This is a genomic window from Billgrantia montanilacus (assembly GCF_003336675.1).
Lineage (GTDB): Bacteria > Pseudomonadota > Gammaproteobacteria > Pseudomonadales > Halomonadaceae > Halomonas > Halomonas montanilacus.
In genome coordinates this window covers 163,213-180,681 of record NZ_QPII01000006.1, presented here as the reverse complement: position 1 = coordinate 180,681, position 17,469 = coordinate 163,213, and the positions used below count along the sequence as shown (strand labels likewise).

Annotated in this window: 15 protein-coding genes; all 15 read left to right on the top strand. The window is 63.2% G+C overall.

From position 1 onward, the window contains the following. Window positions 1–160: 160 nt before the first annotated feature. The 15 genes from DU505_RS10695 (at window position 161) to ureC (ending at window position 17,383) form a co-directional block, all read left to right on the top strand. Entirely contained in the window at window positions 161–1,621 is a 1,461-nt protein-coding gene (locus tag DU505_RS10695) for a sodium-dependent transporter (RefSeq protein WP_114478970.1), read from the top strand. 118 nt (window positions 1,622–1,739) lie between these two features. After that, the gene (locus DU505_RS10690) at window positions 1,740–3,464 is read left to right on the top strand and encodes an ATP-binding protein (RefSeq protein ID WP_114478969.1); all 1,725 of its coding nucleotides are present in this window, start codon (window positions 1,740–1,742) and stop codon (window positions 3,462–3,464) included. Between the two features lie 70 nt (window positions 3,465–3,534). Beyond that, a complete protein-coding gene (locus tag DU505_RS10685; protein ID WP_114478968.1) occupies window positions 3,535–4,281 on the top strand; it encodes a response regulator in 747 nt (248 codons plus the stop codon). Window positions 4,282–4,535: 254 nt separating this feature from the next. Next, window positions 4,536–5,534: a tripartite tricarboxylate transporter substrate binding protein gene (locus DU505_RS10680; RefSeq protein WP_114478967.1), complete on the top strand. Its 999-nt coding sequence runs from the start codon at window positions 4,536–4,538 to the stop codon at window positions 5,532–5,534. 126 nt (window positions 5,535–5,660) lie between these two features. Further along, window positions 5,661–6,143: a tripartite tricarboxylate transporter TctB family protein gene (locus DU505_RS10675; RefSeq protein ID WP_114479028.1), complete on the top strand. Its 483-nt coding sequence runs from the start codon at window positions 5,661–5,663 to the stop codon at window positions 6,141–6,143. Between the two features lie 40 nt (window positions 6,144–6,183). Continuing rightward, a complete protein-coding gene (locus DU505_RS10670; protein ID WP_114478966.1) occupies window positions 6,184–7,683 on the top strand; it encodes a tripartite tricarboxylate transporter permease in 1,500 nt (499 codons plus the stop codon). A gap of 313 nt (window positions 7,684–7,996) precedes the next feature. Beyond that, complete coding sequence (urtA, locus tag DU505_RS10665) at window positions 7,997–9,391, top strand: urea ABC transporter substrate-binding protein (RefSeq protein ID WP_422667016.1); 1,395 nt, start codon at window positions 7,997–7,999, stop codon at window positions 9,389–9,391. A gap of 103 nt (window positions 9,392–9,494) precedes the next feature. Continuing rightward, window positions 9,495–11,168, top strand: a complete 1,674-nt coding sequence (gene urtB, locus DU505_RS10660) for an urea ABC transporter permease subunit UrtB (protein WP_114478965.1) — start codon at window positions 9,495–9,497, stop codon at window positions 11,166–11,168. A 3-nt stretch (window positions 11,169–11,171) separates the two neighbouring features. Next, window positions 11,172–12,317, top strand: a complete 1,146-nt coding sequence (gene urtC / locus DU505_RS10655) for an urea ABC transporter permease subunit UrtC (RefSeq protein WP_114478964.1) — start codon at window positions 11,172–11,174, stop codon at window positions 12,315–12,317. Then, window positions 12,314–13,153: an urea ABC transporter ATP-binding protein UrtD gene (gene urtD / locus DU505_RS10650; RefSeq protein WP_114478963.1), complete on the top strand. Its 840-nt coding sequence runs from the start codon at window positions 12,314–12,316 to the stop codon at window positions 13,151–13,153. Before urtC ends, urtD begins: the two co-directional genes overlap by 4 nt. Beyond that, window positions 13,153–13,851, top strand: coding sequence for an urea ABC transporter ATP-binding subunit UrtE (gene urtE / locus DU505_RS10645; RefSeq protein ID WP_114478962.1), 699 nt, complete (start codon window positions 13,153–13,155; stop codon window positions 13,849–13,851). The genes urtD and urtE overlap by 1 nt, the downstream gene beginning before the upstream one ends. Before the next feature lie 232 nt (window positions 13,852–14,083). After that, window positions 14,084–14,977, top strand: a complete 894-nt coding sequence (locus tag DU505_RS10640) for an urease accessory protein UreD (RefSeq protein WP_245947883.1) — start codon at window positions 14,084–14,086, stop codon at window positions 14,975–14,977. 17 nt (window positions 14,978–14,994) lie between these two features. Next, the gene (gene ureA, locus DU505_RS10635) at window positions 14,995–15,297 is read left to right on the top strand and encodes an urease subunit gamma (RefSeq protein WP_114478961.1); all 303 of its coding nucleotides are present in this window, start codon (window positions 14,995–14,997) and stop codon (window positions 15,295–15,297) included. 41 nt (window positions 15,298–15,338) lie between these two features. After that, window positions 15,339–15,671, top strand: coding sequence for an urease subunit beta (locus DU505_RS10630; RefSeq protein WP_114479025.1), 333 nt, complete (start codon window positions 15,339–15,341; stop codon window positions 15,669–15,671). Beyond that, window positions 15,668–17,383: an urease subunit alpha gene (gene ureC, locus DU505_RS10625; protein ID WP_114478960.1), complete on the top strand. Its 1,716-nt coding sequence runs from the start codon at window positions 15,668–15,670 to the stop codon at window positions 17,381–17,383. Before DU505_RS10630 ends, ureC begins: the two co-directional genes overlap by 4 nt. The last annotated feature ends 86 nt before the right edge of the window (window positions 17,384–17,469 follow it).

Genomic DNA, 17,469 nt, shown 5'->3' with positions numbered 1-17,469 from the left:
ATGAAGCGGCCCCCGTCATCCGATGGGGCCGTGCTTGTTTTCGTTTGTCAGGTTTAACGTCCGAATTACTGAAACTAAACAATAAAATTACGTTGCAAGATTGGTATTATGCCGGTCATATTGCTGCGTCAATTGCTAACAACGCATCCCCTGGTGATCCATGACGACTCCTCAACAACCTCGCGCTCAGTGGCTCGGCCGCTGGGGCTTCGTGCTGGCGGCAACCGGTTCCGCCGTCGGCCTGGGCAATATCTGGAAGTTTCCCTACATCACCGGCGAGCACGGCGGTGGGGCCTTTGTGCTCGTCTACCTGGCCTGCATTCTCGCGGTGGGTGTGCCGGTGATGATGACCGAGATCGCCTTCGGCCGTCGTGGCCGTGGCAGCCCCATCGACGCAGTTCGCCGGGTGGTGACCGAGTCGGGGCGCTCATCGGCCTGGTCGCTGTTGGGCTGGCTGGCGATGCTGGCCGGTTTCATGATCCTGTCGTTCTACGTGGTGGTGGCCGGCTGGTCCTTCTCCTATCTGTGGAAGATGCTGACAGGCGGCCTGGCTGGCAGCGGCGTCGACGACATGGTGGCGATCTTCGTTGCCAATAACGAAAACCCCCTCAACCTGGGCTTCTGGAGCACTCTGGTGGTGGTGCTGACCATGCTGATCGTCGGCAGGGGGGTGCAGGCCGGGATCGAGCGCAGCGTGACCTGGATGATGCCCGGCATGGTGATCATGCTCTTGATCCTGATCGGCTACGGGATGACTTCCGGAGGGTTCGGCGAGGCCTGGCGCTTCCTGTTTTCCTTCGATACCGGAAGTCTCTCCAGCGACGGCATGCTGGCCGCCCTGGGTCATGCCTTTTTCACCCTGTCGCTGGCCTCCGGGGCGATTCTTACCTATGGCAGCTATCTGCCGGCGCGGGCCTCCATCGTGCGCACCACCTTCAGTGTCGCCATGGCCGATACCCTGGTGGCGCTGATGGCGGGGCTGGCCATCTTCCCGGTGATCTTCGCCAATGGCATGGATCCGGGGGAAGGGCCTGGACTGATCTTCATGAGCCTGCCGCTGGCTTTCCAGGCCATGCCCATGGGCACCCTGTTCGGGATCCTGTTCTTCGTCATGCTCTCCATGGCGGCGCTGACCTCAGCCATCTCCATGGTCGAGGCCACCGTCTCCTGGCTGTGCGACAACAAGGGGCTATCGCGTCGCGCCGCGGCCTGGGGGACCGGCATCGTGCTGTGGCTGATCAGCACCATGGCCATGTTGTCATTCAACGTCGGTGCCGACTGGACGCTGTTGGGTCGCCATTTCTTTGACTGGCTCGACTATCTCACCTCGCGCTGGATGATGCCGCTGGGTGGCCTGGGTATGGTGTTGCTGGCAGGCTTCGTGCTGAAAAGTGAGACGTTCCGTGATGAGTTGGGCCTGTCGCCACGCTGGCATGCTCTCTGGCTGTTCATGGTGCGCTATGTCAGTCCCTTTGGCATCCTGGTGATCTTCGTCGACGCGCTGGGGATCGCTCGCATCGAGTTCGGCATCCACTGGCCATGGCTACTGGCCGCACTGGCGCTGGCCACGCTGATTGGTGAACTGGCGAGCCCTCGTCTACGGCAAGCGTTGGCGGGATGATTGCCTGCAAGCCCGTCGGTATCGTCCGATGGGCTTGCCCATTGCCCAGAATCGCTGAGGTGCCCCGGCTTCGGCAGCATGCGACAATGACGCTTTAACCAGCGCCGAGCCTCAGCCCATGTCCTCCCCGCGCAGAGAATCCATTGCCGAGCTCCAGCGTATGCGTCGTGGCCGTCCGCGGCGCGGTTGGCTCATGCGAAGTTTTCGCCTGCAGGTGATGCTGCTGGTCGGTGCTCTACTGGCCGGCATGCTGCTGGCCCAGGGCGCCTACCTCAATCATCGCAAGGGTGAGATCATCAGCGACCAGATCGGTCAGCGAGCCCTGGCCGTGGCACTCAGCGTGGCCAGCATCCCTGAGCTGATCGCCGCCTTCGATGACCCCGAGCCCAGCGTCACCATCCAGCCCATTGCCGAGCGCATCCGACGCGAGACCGGCGCGCGCTATGTGGTGGTGGGCAATACCGAAGGGCTTCGCTATTCCCATCCGCTGCCCGAGCGGCTCGGTAAGCCCATGGTCGGCGGTGACAACGACCGGGCGCTGCTGCACGGCGAATCCTATGTCTCGGAAGCTACCGGCTCGCTGGGCGAGGCCATGCGCGGCAAGACGCCGGTCCTCGACGCCGAGGGCAATATCATCGGTATCGTGTCGGTGGGCTTCATGCTCGACCGGGTGGCCATGGACGTGATCGAGCACACCAGCCTGGGGTGGTGGCTGGTGGCACTCATGATCGTGCTCGGCTTTGCCGGCGCCTATGGCCTGTCGCGCCATCTCAAGCGGGTCATCCTTGGCCTCGAGCCCTACGAGATCGCCCGCCTGGCGATGGAGAAAGAGGCAATCCTGCAGTCGATCCACGAGGGGATCCTGGCGGTGAATCGCGAAGGACAGATCACCCTGGTCAACCAGCAGGCTAGGCGCTTTCTGGGCCTGCCGCCGGTGCATGCGGTGGTAGGGCAGCCGGTTCAGGACATCGTTCCCAACTCGCGTCTGCTCGAGGTCATGGAGCGAGGCGAGCATCAGTTTGACCAGGATATGTGGCTGGGGGACCATCCGGTGGTGGTCAACCGGGTGCCCATCCATCACGCGGGAGAGATCGAGGGGGCGGTGGCGACCTTCCGCAGCCGGCGCGAGATCGTCGAGCTCTCCAATGCGTTGAATGCCGCCAGCCGGGACGTGGACATGCTGCGTGCCCAGGCCCATGAGTTCTCCAACAAACTCTATACCATCTCCGGGATGCTCCAGCTCGGCCGCATCGAGGATGCCATTGCCCTTATTCATCAGGAGAGTGCGCATCAGCAGGCCCAGATGACCTTCCTGATGAAGCATGTGGGCGACCCGGTGGTCAGCGGTACCCTGCTCGGCAAGCTGACCCGGGCCAGGGAGCTCGGTGTGCTGCTGGAGATCGATGAGCAGAGCTCGCTGGTCGAGCCGCTCACGGTGACAGGCCAGGAGGTGCTGATGACGGTGATAGGCAACCTGCTGGACAACGCCTGCCATGCGGCACTCCAGGGCGATCGTCATAACGATGAGGGGCCGCGGGTCAGGCTGTTCTTCACCGATCTGGGAGAGCAGCTGCTGATCGAGGTGGAGGATAACGGCCCCGGAGTCCCCCACCAGCACGTCGAAGCGATTTTCCAGGAAGGCTTCTCTACCAAGCCGGGCAAGCATCACGGTATCGGCCTGGCCCTGGTCAGCCGCCTGTGTCGGGAGAACGGTGGCGCCATTACGCTGGAGGAGAGCGAACTGGGAGGGGCCTGTTTCATCGCCGTGCTCGATCGCTCCTTGTGCCGGCCGCCTTCGACGGGTGAGGACCGGCCGTTGCAGCCGGGCACGATAGGGCGCTGAAGCACTCATCAGCACAAGCACAATCATAAGCACAAGACGATGCCAGAAGACATCGCGGGGGTAACGAGACATGCATGAAGCGGGCGATTCGCCGTCGGAGTTTGGCATCCTGATCGTCGAGGACGACTTTCGCATTGCCGATATCCATCGCGCCTTCATCGAGCAGAGTGAAGGCTTCCGTGTGGTGGGCATGGCCAGAAGCGGCGCCGAGGCGCGGTCGTTGATGTCCCGGCAGGCCGACACGGTTCATCTGGTCTTGCTCGATGCCTACCTGCCGGACGTGGAGGGGCTCGAGCTGCTCTGGTCGCTGCGGCGGGATTACCTGCGGGTGGATATCGTGATGATCACCGCTGCCCGGGAGGTGGAAACCATCGCCGAAGCCCTGCGTGGCGGTGTCTTTGACTATCTAATCAAGCCGGTCGAGGCTTCGCGCATGGCACAGATGCTTGCCCGCTTTCGCCGTGAGCGTGCCGCCCTGACCGCCCGCAGCGAGATGAGCCAGGAGGAGTTGGACAGGGTACTGACCCGGCTGCGTCCTGAGGGGGCGACGGGAGGCGCTGTGCGCAGCCTGCCCAAGGGCATCGATCGCCTGACGCTACGCACCGTAGTAGCGGCGCTCGAGCATGCCGCCACCCCGCTGGCCGCCATGGAGGTGGCCCGGTCCATGGGTGCCAGTCGTTCGACGGCCCGTCGCTATCTGGAGTTTCTGGTATCGGTCCAGGTGGTGGACGCCGAGCTGGGCTATGGCGACGTGGGGCGACCGGAGCGTCGCTACCGCCTGGTGGGCGATACGTCGCCATGGTGTGAGGAAGGCTAGCTGAGGAAAGCGAGTTGAAGAATGCTAGCTGAAGAGGGGTAGCTGAAGAGGGGTAGCGAGTAGGGGGGAGGAGAACTCGAAGGCATCCGTGAACAGAATGGACAGAATGGGCGTAAAGGACTATTTGTCATTTATGTTCAGAAGCTTGTGGCCAAGGTGTCGCTTCTTCTAACGTTCACATGGTAGCGCCCCAGGGCGACCACATGACGATCACAGAATGATCACACAACAAGATGCCGAACCCGGAGAACGCCATGACTACCAAGCTTTCCCTCAAGCGCCTGACTTTGCTGGCACTGCCGCTGGCCGCTGTCGCGGGTGCCACTACCGCTGCCAGCGCCGATGAATGGACGCCGAGCCGTTCCATCGAGTTCATCGCGCCGGCCAACCCGGGCGGTGGCTGGGATACCCTGGTGCGTACCACCTCCCGTGTCATCCAGTCAGAAGGTCTGGCCGAGCAAAACTTTGCGGCCATCAATGTGCCGGGAGGCGGTGGCGCTGTGGCCTGGGCCCAGATCGCCAGCGATAAAGGCAATCCGCACAAGTTGTTCGCCACCAGCCCGCCCATCATTCTGGTGCCGCTGGCAGGAACCTCGCGATATGACCATACCGACTTCACGCCGATCGCGCGCCTGATCACCGATTACTCCATCGTACTGGTGCCACAGGATTCCGAATATCAAGATCTCAACGATCTGTTCGACGCCATGCGCGAGACGCCTTCAATGAGTGTCGGCGGTGGTAGTGCGCCGGGCTCCATGGATCACATCGCTATCGCTGGTGTGGCGTCCGCGGCCGGGCTCGAGGCGTCAGGCGTGAATTACATCGCCTTCTCGGGAGGCGGCGAAGCAATGACTAACCTCATGGGTGGTCATGTCGAGGCCGTGATCACCGGTGCTGGCGAAGCCGCAGGGCAACTGGGCCCTGATAGCGACATTCGAGCACTGGGAGTTTCCTCTCCCGAACGAATGGGTGGCCCCCTGGCCGATGTTCCGACCTACCAGGAGCAGGGTATCGATTATACCTTCGACATCTGGCGCGGTGTCATGGGAACGCCCGACATGCCGGCCGAAGCCGTTGCCTATTATGAAGACCTCTTTGCACAGATGCTCGAAACAGAAGCCTGGCAGGAAGCCCGTGACCAGTTGGGCTGGATCGACGCCTATCAGACCAGCGAAGAATTTGGTGCTTTCCTCGACGCCCAAAGGGAAGAGTTCAGTGGCGTGCTGACCGAGCTCGGGCTGATTCGCTGAACGCCAGCAGATTCTCACCCTAAGTGATTCTCTTGAGCCCTGCTTACCCAGGGCTCAATCTTTTCGAAGGTAACACTCGAGCTCGTGGCCAGGCTTCATCTGGCGTGAGAACGAGGTGGAATGCTCATGACACGACTCAACACCAATCAGATTATTGCGCTGATCGTCGCACTGTTCTCGGTGGGTTACCTGGTAATGGCTTTCCAGATCCCCACTTTCCCACTTCCCCGGCCGATCGATTCCGATATCTTTCCCAAGGTGCTGGGGTTTCTCCTGCTTGGGCTTGCCGTGTGTCTGTTCCTGGAAAAACCCAAGGCTCAGGATATTCCCGAAGAACCGAGCCCTGAGGCGCTGAACCAGCCATTACTGTTCCGTCCCTGGTCGCGGATCGTTATCACCTCGCTGGCGATTATTGCTTACGCCCTGCTGATGGTACCGATCGGTTTCGTGGTGACCTCCACTGTGTTGGCCTTCGGCCTTGGTTTGTATTACGGCTACCGTCGACACGGTGTGAATTTGGCGACCTCGCTCGGGGTGGTGCTGGCGTTGTATCTGACCATGACCCGGATCATGGACGTCTACCTGCCCACGGGAATCCTGCCGATCTGATGTTGTATGACACGATCAGCCCGCGAGAGAGATATTGCTCATGGAAGCTTTGAATAACTTGATGTTCGGCTTCGGCATCGCACTGCAGCCCATTAACATCGCTTATGTCTTCGGTGGCGTCTTCGCCGGCACTATCATCGGTATGCTGCCTGGCCTGGGGCCGATCAGTGCCCTGGCGCTGATGATCCCGATCACCTTCGCCATGGAGCCGTCTTCAGGCCTGATCCTGATGGCCGGTGTCTATTACGGGGCGATCTTCGGTGGCTCGAGTTCGTCGATCCTGCTCAACGCCCCCGGCGTGGCCGGTACCGTGGCGACCTCTTTTGATGGCTATCCCATGGCCAAGCAGGGGATGGCCGGCAAGGCCCTGGCTATCGCGGCTTATGCATCCTTCGTGGGTGGCACCATATCCGTTGTCTTCCTGATGATGGTGGCCCCAATGCTGTCGAAGGTCGCCGTGGCGTTCGGCCCGGCAGAGTACTTCGCGCTCATGGTGCTGGGCCTGACGGCAGTGGTGTCGCTCTCCGACAAATCACTGGTCAAGGGGCTGATTGCCGCCGTGGTAGGGATCATGATCTCTATCATTGGCATCGATCTGCAGACCGGTACGGTGCGCTTTGCCTTCGGTTCCGCGCACCTGCTGGATGGCATCGACTTCCTGGTGGTGGCGCTGGGTATCTTTGCCCTGGCCGAAGTCTTCTACATGCTGTTGCGCGGTGGGGGTGGCAAGGAGCAGCCGCGCAATGCCATCGGTTCGCTGAAGCTGACTCGCAGCGAGGTTCGCGAGATTGCGCCGCCTATTGCCCGCAGCTCCGTCCTGGGTTTCTTCACCGGTGTATTGCCGGGGGCCGGTGCCACTATCGGTTCATTCCTCGGCTACAGCATGGAGAAGCGTCTGGCCAAGGATGGGGATACCTTCGGCAAGGGCAATATCAAGGGTGTCGCGGCTCCCGAAGCCGCCAACAATGCCGCCTGTACTGGTTCTTTCGTCCCGCTGTTGACCCTTGGCGTTCCTGGCTCAGGTACCACGGCGGTCTTGTTGGGAGCCCTGCTGGTCATGGGGATCAGCCCAGGGCCGGCCATGCTGGTGGACCGTCCCGACGTGTTCTGGGGCGTTATCGCCAGTATGTATATCGGCAATATCATGTTGCTGGTCCTTAACCTGCCGCTGATTCCCTATATCGCCAAGATTCTCGAGATGCCGCGTCCGCTGCTGCTGGCCCTGATCCTGATCTTCTGCCTAGTCGGTGTCTACGGCATGAGCTTCAGCGTGATCGACTTGTTGTTCCTTCTTGGCTTCGGCCTGCTGGGGCTCGGCATGAGGCTGTTCGGGTTTCCGGCGGCTCCCCTGATTCTGGCATTGATCCTGGGAAGCATCATGGAAGAGTCCATGCGTCGTGCCCTGCAGATCTCCGGTGGCGACTGGATGACCTTCATCGACAAGCCGATTTCCATGTGGCTGCTGATCATCGCCGCGCTGTCGCTGCTACTGCCGGTGGTGAAAAAGGGCATGGCTCGGATTCGCAGCGCACGCGCCTGATCGATTGCACAACGTTTCGTCCTTGGGGTGCCGGTGCAGACCGGCGCCCCTTTTTTGTTCGCTGTGCACGCCAACGGTGCAGTGCGAGGCGTGACATGGCGTTTTTGCTGCACCAAGGCGGTGCCATGAGGCATATCGCTGGCGCAACGGGGTAGCTCCATTTCATTGAAACTCATTGCTTTATCGGTTTATGCAAGAGGATGGCGCAGGCCTTGCAATGGCTGATGGCTGAGACCCGCACCGGCGGTCCCTCGACCCCGCTGCGATGCCATCACAATGAAACCTTCCTGCAGGAAGGTGCAAGGAGTGACAAGTGAACGCATACCGACGCAAGATTCTGCCCCGTCCCTATTTCCGTAACAATCTCCGTACCAGGCTCTGTACCAAGTTCCGCCCCTCGCAGCTGGCGGCCGCCGCCCTGGTCACCACTGCCAGCCTTGGGTTCAGCAGCCAGGTATTGGCCGAGGACCCGATCAAGGTAGGCATCCTCCACTCCCTCTCCGGCACCATGGCGATCAGTGAGTCGACGCTCAAGGACACCGTGGAAATGCTGATCGAGCAGCAGAACGAGCAGGGTGGCCTGCTGGGTCGCCAGCTCGAGGCGGTGGTGGTCGACCCGGCTTCCAACTGGCCGCTGTTCGCCGAGCGTGCCCGCGAGCTGCTGGCCCAGCATGACGTCGATGTGGTCTTCGGCAACTGGACCTCGGTCTCGCGCAAGGCCGTGCTGCCTGTCTTCGAAGAGCTCAATGGCCTGCTGTTCTATCCGGTGCAGTACGAGGGGGAGGAGTCCTCCGAGAACGTCTTCTACACCGGAGCGGCGCCCAACCAGCAGGCCATTCCCGCCGTCGAGTACCTGCTGAACGAGGTGGGCGTGGAGCGCTGGGTGCTGGCCGGCACCGACTATGTCTATCCGCGCACCACCAACCGTATCCTCGAGGCCTTCCTCAAGGAGGAGCACGGGGTGGCTGATGACGACATTCTGATCAACTACACGCCCTTCGGGCACTCCGACTGGCAGAACATCGTCGCCGAGATTCGCCGCTTCGGCAGTGAGGGCAAGAAGACAGCGGTGGTGTCCACCATCAACGGCGATGCCAACGTGCCGTTCTACCGTGAGCTGGCCAACCAGGGCATCGATGCCGCCGACATTCCCGTGGTTGCCTTCTCGGTCGGCGAGCAGGAACTCTCCGGTATCGATACCGCCCCGCTGGTCGGCCACCTGGCCGCCTGGAACTACTTCATGAGCGTCGACACCGACGAGAACTACGACTTCATCGACGCCTGGATCGACTACACCGGCGACGAGGAGTCGGTAACCAACGATCCCATGGAGGCCCACTACATTGGCTTCAACATGTGGGCCGAGGCGGTGCGCAAGGCCGGCACCACCGACGTCGACGCGATCAAGGATGCGATTATCGGCGTCACCGTGCCCAACCTGACCGGCGGCTATGCGGCGATGATGCCCAACCACCACATCACCAAGCCGGTGCTGATCGGTGAGGTGCAGGACAACGGCCAGTTCGACATCGTCTGGCAGACGCCCTCCACCGTGGCCGGCGACGCCTGGTCCGACTACCTGCCCGGCTCCCGTGACCTGATTGCCGACTGGCGTGCACCGATGCGCTGCGGCAACTTCAATGTCGCCACGGGCTCCTGTGGCGGCAGTACTGCCGCCGAAGAAGCCGAGGCTGCCTTGGCAGAATAAGCCCAGCCAGCCGATCGCCTCGTCGCCCACCCGGGCGGCGAGGTCGCACGCCATCTCGTCTCTATCCAGAGGCCATCTTGTCTCGATCTAGAGGAAAGCTCCGATGCGGATTTTCCCGTTGCCCTGGCCAGTGGCGGTCAAGGCGAGTGCCGGCAGCGTTGCTGGTCGACCTTCTCGCTGCCTGGTGCTACTGATCCTGCTGCTCTCCCTGTGTCTCACGGCCGTGGCTGCGCAAGCACAGTCTCCCGACGCTGCCGAAGACGCTGTGGCCCTCGAGCTGCTCGAAGCGCTCGATGTGGACTCCTATCCGGCCAAGGGCGAGGCCATCGACGCCATCGTCCAGAGTGACGATCCGCGCGCCCGCGACTGGCTCTCGGCACTCCTCGACGGTCGCCTGCAGCGTGCCGACGATGGCCGCTTCGTGGTGGTGCTCGACAACCGTGGCCGCGAATGGCCGGTGGAGGATGCGCTGTCCGGTGAGGCGCTCGGTCAGATGTCCCGCCGCGAGCTGGATCGCATCGGGATCAACAATGCCCTGCGCAATCAACTACGCAGCGCCATCGCCGTGGTCGACCTCTACTCGGCCGACCTGGCGCTGCGCCGTGCTTCGGCGGAACGGTTGCTCGGCGAGGTCGATGCCGACCTGGCGGAGCCGTTGGCCGGTGTGATCGAGCAGGAGGAGGACCGCCAGGCGCGTGCCAGGCTGATCCAGGCGCTGGCGATCCATCGCCTGGAGCAGGGGGATATCGATGCCGTTGCCGACCTGAAGGGAAGCCTCCATCCCCGGGTGCGGGTGGCATTGAATCGTGCGGTAATGGGCGATGACCAAGTGGTCGCCGACGCCGCCCAGGCGGCGCTGAACAGCATCGAGCAGAACTTGCGCATCAACCGCGGCCTGGAGACCCTCTACTTCGGCCTGAGCCTGGGATCGGTGCTGGTGCTCGCCGCCATCGGCCTGGCCATCACCTTCGGGGTGATGGGCGTGATCAACATGGCCCATGGTGAACTGATTATGCTGGGCGCCTATACCACCTGGGCGATGCAGCAGCTGCTGCCGGGCCAGCCGGGGTTGGCACTGATCCTGTCGATTCCCGCCGGTTTCCTGGTCGCCGCCCTGATGGGCATCGCCATCGAGCGCGGCGTGATCCAGTTCCTCAAGGGGCGCCCGCTGGAGACACTGCTCGCCACCTTCGGTATCAGCCTGATTCTCCAGCAGCTGGTGAGAACCGGCATCTCTCCATTGAACAGAACCGTCATCACCCCCGAGTGGATGAGCGGATCACTGGTGATCAACGACGCCCTGTCGCTGACCCTGAACCGCATGGTTGTGCTCGGTTTCGCGCTGGTGGTGTTTGCCGGACTGATGCTGGTCATGCGGCGCACCCGGCTCGGCCTGGAGGTGCGTGCCGTGACCCAGAACCGAGCCATGGCACGCTCCATGGGCATCCGTGCGACCCGGGTCGACATCCTGACCTTCGCCCTGGGCTCCGGGGTGGCCGGCCTGGCCGGCGTGGCGCTCTCCCAGCTCACCAACGTGGGCCCCAACCTGGGTCAGAACTACATCATCGATTCCTTCATGGTCGTGGTCTTCGGCGGGGTGGGCAACCTCTGGGGCACCCTGGTGGCGGGACTGTCGCTGGGCGTGATCAACCAGATCCTCGAGCCCTGGGCCGGTGCCGTGCTGGCCAAGATCATCGTGCTCGTCTTCATCATTCTTTTCATCCAGAAGCGCCCCCGCGGACTCTTTCCGCAGAAGGGCCGGGCAGCGGAGGGCTAACGCATGCATTGGCTTGGAAGACCCTTTACCGAGCGATCGACCCAGCTGTTCCTCGGCGTGCTGCTCGCCGCGCTGACCCTGGTGACGATCCTGCATGTGGCCGTTCCCCAGGGGCACCCGCTTCATGTCAGTGCTTATACCGTTAACTTGCTGGGCAAGTATCTGAGCTATGCGCTGCTGGCGGTGGCGGTGGACCTGATCTGGGGCTACCTCGGGATACTGAGCCTGGGGCACGGCGCCTTCTTCGCCCTGGGCGGCTATGCCATGGGCATGTACCTGATGCGTCAGATCGGCGACCGCGGTGTCTACGGTCACCCCGAACTCCCGGACTTCATGGTGTTCCTCAACTGGGACAGCCTGCCCTGGTACTGGACCGGCTTCGACATGGCCTGGTTCGCCTTCATCATGGTGCTGCTGGCACCGGGCCTGCTGGCACTGGTGTTCGGGTTCCTGGCCTTCCGCTCGCGGGTGACGGGGGTCTATCTCTCGATCATCACCCAGGCATTGACGTTCGCGTTGATGCTGGCCTTCTTCCGCAACGAGATGGGCTTCGGCGGCAACAACGGCCTGACCGACTTCCGCGACATCCTCGGCTTCAGCCTGCGCAGCGATGCCACCCGGCTGGGGCTGTTCATCGCCACCGGGGTGGCCCTGGCCGTGGGCTATGTCCTGTGCCGTGCCATCGTCAGCAGCAAGCTGGGCCGGGTCTGCGTGGCGACCCGCGATGCGGAGGCTCGCACGCGATTCATCGGCTACCGGGTCGAGCGTTTCCAGCTGTTCGTCTTTGTGGTCTCGGCGATGCTGGCCGGCCTGGCGGGGGCGCTCTACGTCCCCCAGGTGGGCATCATCAACCCCAGCGAATTCTCGCCGGTCTTCTCCATCGAGATCGTGCTCTGGGTGGCGCTGGGCGGCCGCGCGACGCTCTACGGTGCGGTGATCGGCGCCATCCTGGTCAACTATGCCAAGACGGTCTTCACCGGGGTGATGCCGGATGCCTGGCTGTTCGCCCTGGGCGCGATGTTCGTGCTGGTGACGGTATTCCTGCCCAAGGGGGTGGCTGGGCTGCTGGCCTATCGTGTCCGGCGCCGGAAACACCGTGGCGAGGACGACGAATCGCCCACTCCCCGCGGCAAGGAGGTATCGGCATGAACTTTCTCAGATCACTGGCCGACCGGGATCGTGTGTTCGACTTCCTGGTGCCGGCGGCATCGCCGGTGGATGTGCGCCATGGGCCCATCCTTTACCTCGAGGACGTCACGGTCAGCTTCGATGGCTTCAAGGCGATCAACGACTTGAACCTGACCATCGACGACGGCGAGCTGCGCTGCATCATCGGGCCCAACGGGGCCGGCAAGACCACCATGATGGACATCATCACCGGCAAGACCCGCCCCGATGCCGGCAAGGTGTGGTTCGGCAGCCGCCATGATCTCCTGACCATGAACGAGCCGGAGATCGCCAGCCTCGGCATCGGCCGCAAGTTCCAGAAGCCCACCGTGTTCGAGGCATTGACGCTGTTCGAGAACCTGGAGCTGGCCATGGCGGCGGACAAGCGCATCCTCCCGACCCTTACGGCCAGAATGACGCCGGCCATTCGCGATCGTATCGAGGAGGTGCTGGAAACCATCGGCCTTGCCGAGCTTCGCCTGCGTCCGGCGGGCATCCTCTCCCACGGCCAGAAGCAGTGGCTTGAGATCGGCATGCTGCTGATGCAGCGGCCGCGTCTGCTGCTTGTCGACGAGCCGGTGGCCGGCATGACCGAGCAGGAGATGGAACGCACCGCCGAGCTGCTCACCGGCCTTGCCGGCAAGCAGTCGGTGGTCGTCGTGGAGCACGACATGGGCTTCGTGCGCTCCATTGCGCGCAAGGTGACGGTGCTGCACCAGGGCAGCGTGCTGGCCGAGGGCAGCATGGACCAGGTGTCCAACGATCCGAAGGTGGTCGAGGTCTACCTGGGGGCCGATGCCGAAGAGGAGGTGGCCTGATGCTGACCGTCGACACGCTCAACCAGTACTACGGCGAGAGCCATACCCTGTGGGACCTCGATCTGGACGTGCCTGCCGGCCAATGCACTTGCGTGATGGGTCGCAACGGCGTCGGCAAGACCACGCTGCTGAAGGCGATCATGGGCGAAGTGGCCATCTCCAGCGGCAGCATCCGCTACGCGGATGACGTTGAGCTGACCAGGAAGCGGGTAGAGGAGCGCTCGCGCCTGGGCATCGGCTATGTGCCCCAGGGTCGCCAGATATTTCCGCTGATGACGGTGGAGGAGAACCTGCGTACCGGACTGGCGGCACGTCGCGATGGCAAGCGCAGCATCCCGGAACGGGTGTTCGAGCTGTTCCCGGTGCTCGCCGAGATGAAACATCGCCGTGGCGGTGATCTCTCGGGGGGGCAGCAGCAGCAGCTGGCCATCGGCCGGGCGCTGGTGATCGAGCCGCGCCTGTTGATCCTCGATGAGCCGGGGGAGGGAATCCAGCCCAATATCGTCGCCCAGATCGGCGAGGTGATCCGCAAGCTGATCGACGAGGATGGGCTCACCGTGCTGCTGGTGGAGCAGAAACTGCCCTTCGCCCGCAAGTACGCGGATCGCTTCGTGATCATGAGCCGCGGCCGGCCGGTGGCCAAGGGGGATATCGGGGAGTTATCGGACAGGCTGATAAAGGAGCACCTGACGGTGTAGCTGACAGCCAGGTGTCCAAGCCTTTGCACTGAAATGGGGTTTGCCTGGTGGCCGCCGCACTGACATGGTGCGCCGCCGGGCGGTGTCATGCACCACCAAGCGTCGACAGTCTGTCTAATTGCCCTCTCTTTTTGTTGTAAAGCATTGTTTCAGAAAGGCAAATATGGGCATTCACCATTCTGGTACGACCTTTGCTGAGACAGAGTCAGACACGCTTTGCGACGGACCACCCATGACTGCCTACGAAACCTCACTGGACAACATGCCCACGGCGGATTCCGGGCACCGCTTCGATGCGGAGCGCCACTGGGCGGCCTCGCTGGCACTCGCCTTCGAGGCGCGTGACGGGGTCACGCGCTTGGTTCGTGCGCGTCACCAGGGGCCGCTACGGGTCCAGCGGCCGTTCTATCCCGAAGGACGGTCGGGCACCTGCCACGTTTACCTGCTGCATCCGCCGGGTGGGCTGGTCAGTGGCGACAGGCTGGCGATATCGGCCCGGGTGGGCGCGGATGCCCGTGCGCTCCTGACCACGCCAGCCGCCAACAAGCTCTACCGCGCCGACAGCCATGGCGTGGCCTGGGGCCAGCAGACCCATCTCGAGGTGGCCGACGGCGCCATTCTCGAATGGCTACCTCAGGAGACCATCGCCTTCGACGGCTCGATGGGAGAGCAGTCGACGCATATCGATTTGGCCGGCTCGGCTCGCTGCCTGGGCTGGGAGGTGCTGGCACTGGGGCGTCCGGCGAGCGACCTGCCCTATGTCTCCGGCCGCATCGACCAGCGCTTTCGCCTGATGCGAGACGGCAAGCCGCTCTGGCTGGAGCGTCAGCCCATGGACCCGCTGCACCCGCGTTTCGCCGGGCGCTGGGGGCAGGGTGGCGCCACGGTGCAGGCCACGCTATGGGCGGTGGGGCTGGGCGACGAGGGCGAGGCCATCGAAGCGTTGCGTGATGCCATAGCCACCAGCCCACGCTGGGCGGTGACGGTGCGTCATGGCGTCCTGCTGCTGCGCTATCTGGGCAACGAACGCAATGAGGCATGGGAAATCTGCCAGCAGGCCTGGGCGTGTCTCAGGCCGCTGCTGAGCGGTACATGTGCCCATCCCCCCCGTATCTGGTTTACCTGACTCTCCAGGAGAATCTCATGGAACTGACCCCCAGAGACAAGGACAAGCTGCTGCTGTTTACCGCCGCCCTGCTTGCCGAACGTCGCCGAGCGCGCGGGCTCAAGCTCAACTACCCCGAGGCGGTGGCCCTGATCAGTGCCGAGATCATGGAGGGCGCCCGTGACGGCCGCACCGTCGCCGAAATGATGAGCTACGGCCGCGAGATCCTCAGCCGTGATGACGTCATGGAGGGCGTGGCCGAGATGGTCGACGAGGTGCAGGTGGAAGCGACTTTCCCGGATGGAACGAAGCTGGTCACGGTTCATTCGCCCATCGTCTAACACTGGCTGCAGGAGGGAAAACATCCATGATTCCCGGCCCCATGATTCCAGGACAGTATCAACTGAAGGATGGCGAGATCGCGCTCTGCGAGGGGCGTGAACGGATCAGTATCGAGGTCGCCAATACCGGCGACCGGCCGATCCAGATCGGTTCCCACTATCACTTTGCCGAGGCCAATCCGGCGCTGACCTTCGATCGCGACCGCGCGCGTGGACACCGCCTCGACGTGGCGGCGGGCACGGCCATCCGCTTCGAGCCCGGCCAGTCCCGCAAGGTGACCTTGATTCCCTTCGTCGGCCGTCGCCATGTGTATGGCTTCCGCGGCGAGGTGATGGGCGCGCTCGACACGGCGGACAAGGGAGGCAAGCCATGAAGCCCGATAACAAGATCAGCCGCCAGGCCTACGCCGATATGTACGGCCCCACCACCGGCGACCGGGTGCGCCTGGGCGACACCGAGCTGTGGATCCAGGTCGAGGACGATGCGACCCATTACGGCGACGAGGTCAAGTTCGGCGGCGGCAAGGTGATCCGTGATGGCATGGGCCAGAGCCAGCGCCATGACGACGCGGTGATGGACACCGTGATCACCAATGCCCTGATCCTCGACTGGTGGGGCATCGTCAAGGCCGACGTGGGCCTCAAGGCCGGGCGCATCAAAGCCATCGGCAAGGCCGGCAATCCCGATACCCAGCCCGATGTGGCGATCGTCATCGGCCCCGGTACCGAGATCATCGCCGGCGAAGGCATGATCCTGACGGCTGGCGGTATCGATGCCCATATCCACTTCATCTGTCCCCAGCAGGTGGAGGAGGCGCTGATGAGTGGCATTACCACCATGCTCGGGGGCGGTACGGGGCCCGCCACCGGCACCAAGGCCACCACCTGCACGCCCGGACCCTGGCATATCGGCAAGATGCTCCAGGCGGTGGACGAGATGCCCATGAATATCGGCCTGCTGGGCAAGGGCAACGCCAGCCTGCCGGAGGCGCTGGAGGCCCAGCTCGTTGCCGGCGCCATGGGCCTCAAGCTCCACGAGGACTGGGGCACCACCCCGGCATCCATCGACAACTGCCTGAGCGTCGCCGACGAGTACGACGTCCAGGTGGCGATCCATACCGATACCCTGAACGAGTCGGGTTTCGTCGAGGACACACTGGCGGCGTTCAAGGAGCGCGGCATTCATACGTACCATACCGAGGGGGCGGGGGGCGGCCATGCGCCGGATATCCTTACCGCCTGCGCGAAGTCCTACGTGCTGCCGTCGTCCACCAACCCGACGCGGCCCTACACGGTCAATACCATCGATGAGCATCTCGACATGCTGATGGTGTGCCATCACCTGGACCCGAACATACCCGAGGACGTGGCCTTCGCCGATTCGCGCATTCGCCGTGAGACCATCGCCGCCGAGGACATTCTTCACGACCTGGGGGTGATCTCCATGATCGCCTCGGACTCCCAGGCCATGGGTAGGGTGGGTGAGGTGGTGTGCCGCACCTGGCAGACCGCCCACAAGATGAGAGTGCAGCGCGGGCTGCTGCCGGAAGACGAGGCATTGGGCGCCGACAATTTTCGCGCCAAGCGCTATATCGCCAAGTACACCATCAACCCGGCCATCACCCACGGCATCGCGCATGAGGTGGGCTCCATCGAGCTGGGCAAGCTGGCCGATCTGGTGCTGTGGGACCCGGCCTTCTTCGGCGTCAAGCCGGCACTCATCATCAAGGGCGGCATGATTGCCGCCGCCCCCATGGGTGACCCCAATGCCTCGATTCCGACGCCGCAGCCGGTGCATTACCGTTTCATGTTCGGTGCCCTGGGCAAGGCGGCCAGCGCCACTCGTCTCACCTTCGTCAGCCAGGCGGCCATCGAGGCTGGCATCAAGGAGCGGCTGGGGTTGCACAGTGAGCTTTCGGCGTGTCGCAACGTGCGCGGCGTGCGCAAGCAGCATATGAAACTCAACGACGCCTGCCCGGAGCTGACCGTCGACCCGCAGACTTACGAGGTGCGCTGCGATGGTGAACTGCTGACCTGCGAGCCGGCCACCGAGCTTCCCTTGGCCCAGCGCTACCACCTGTTCTGATGGATTTGAGGAAGGCGCCATGGTCGGAACCCCACGCTCGCCACGCCACGCGCCCGAAACCCTGGCATCCCGGCCGGACTCCCGCG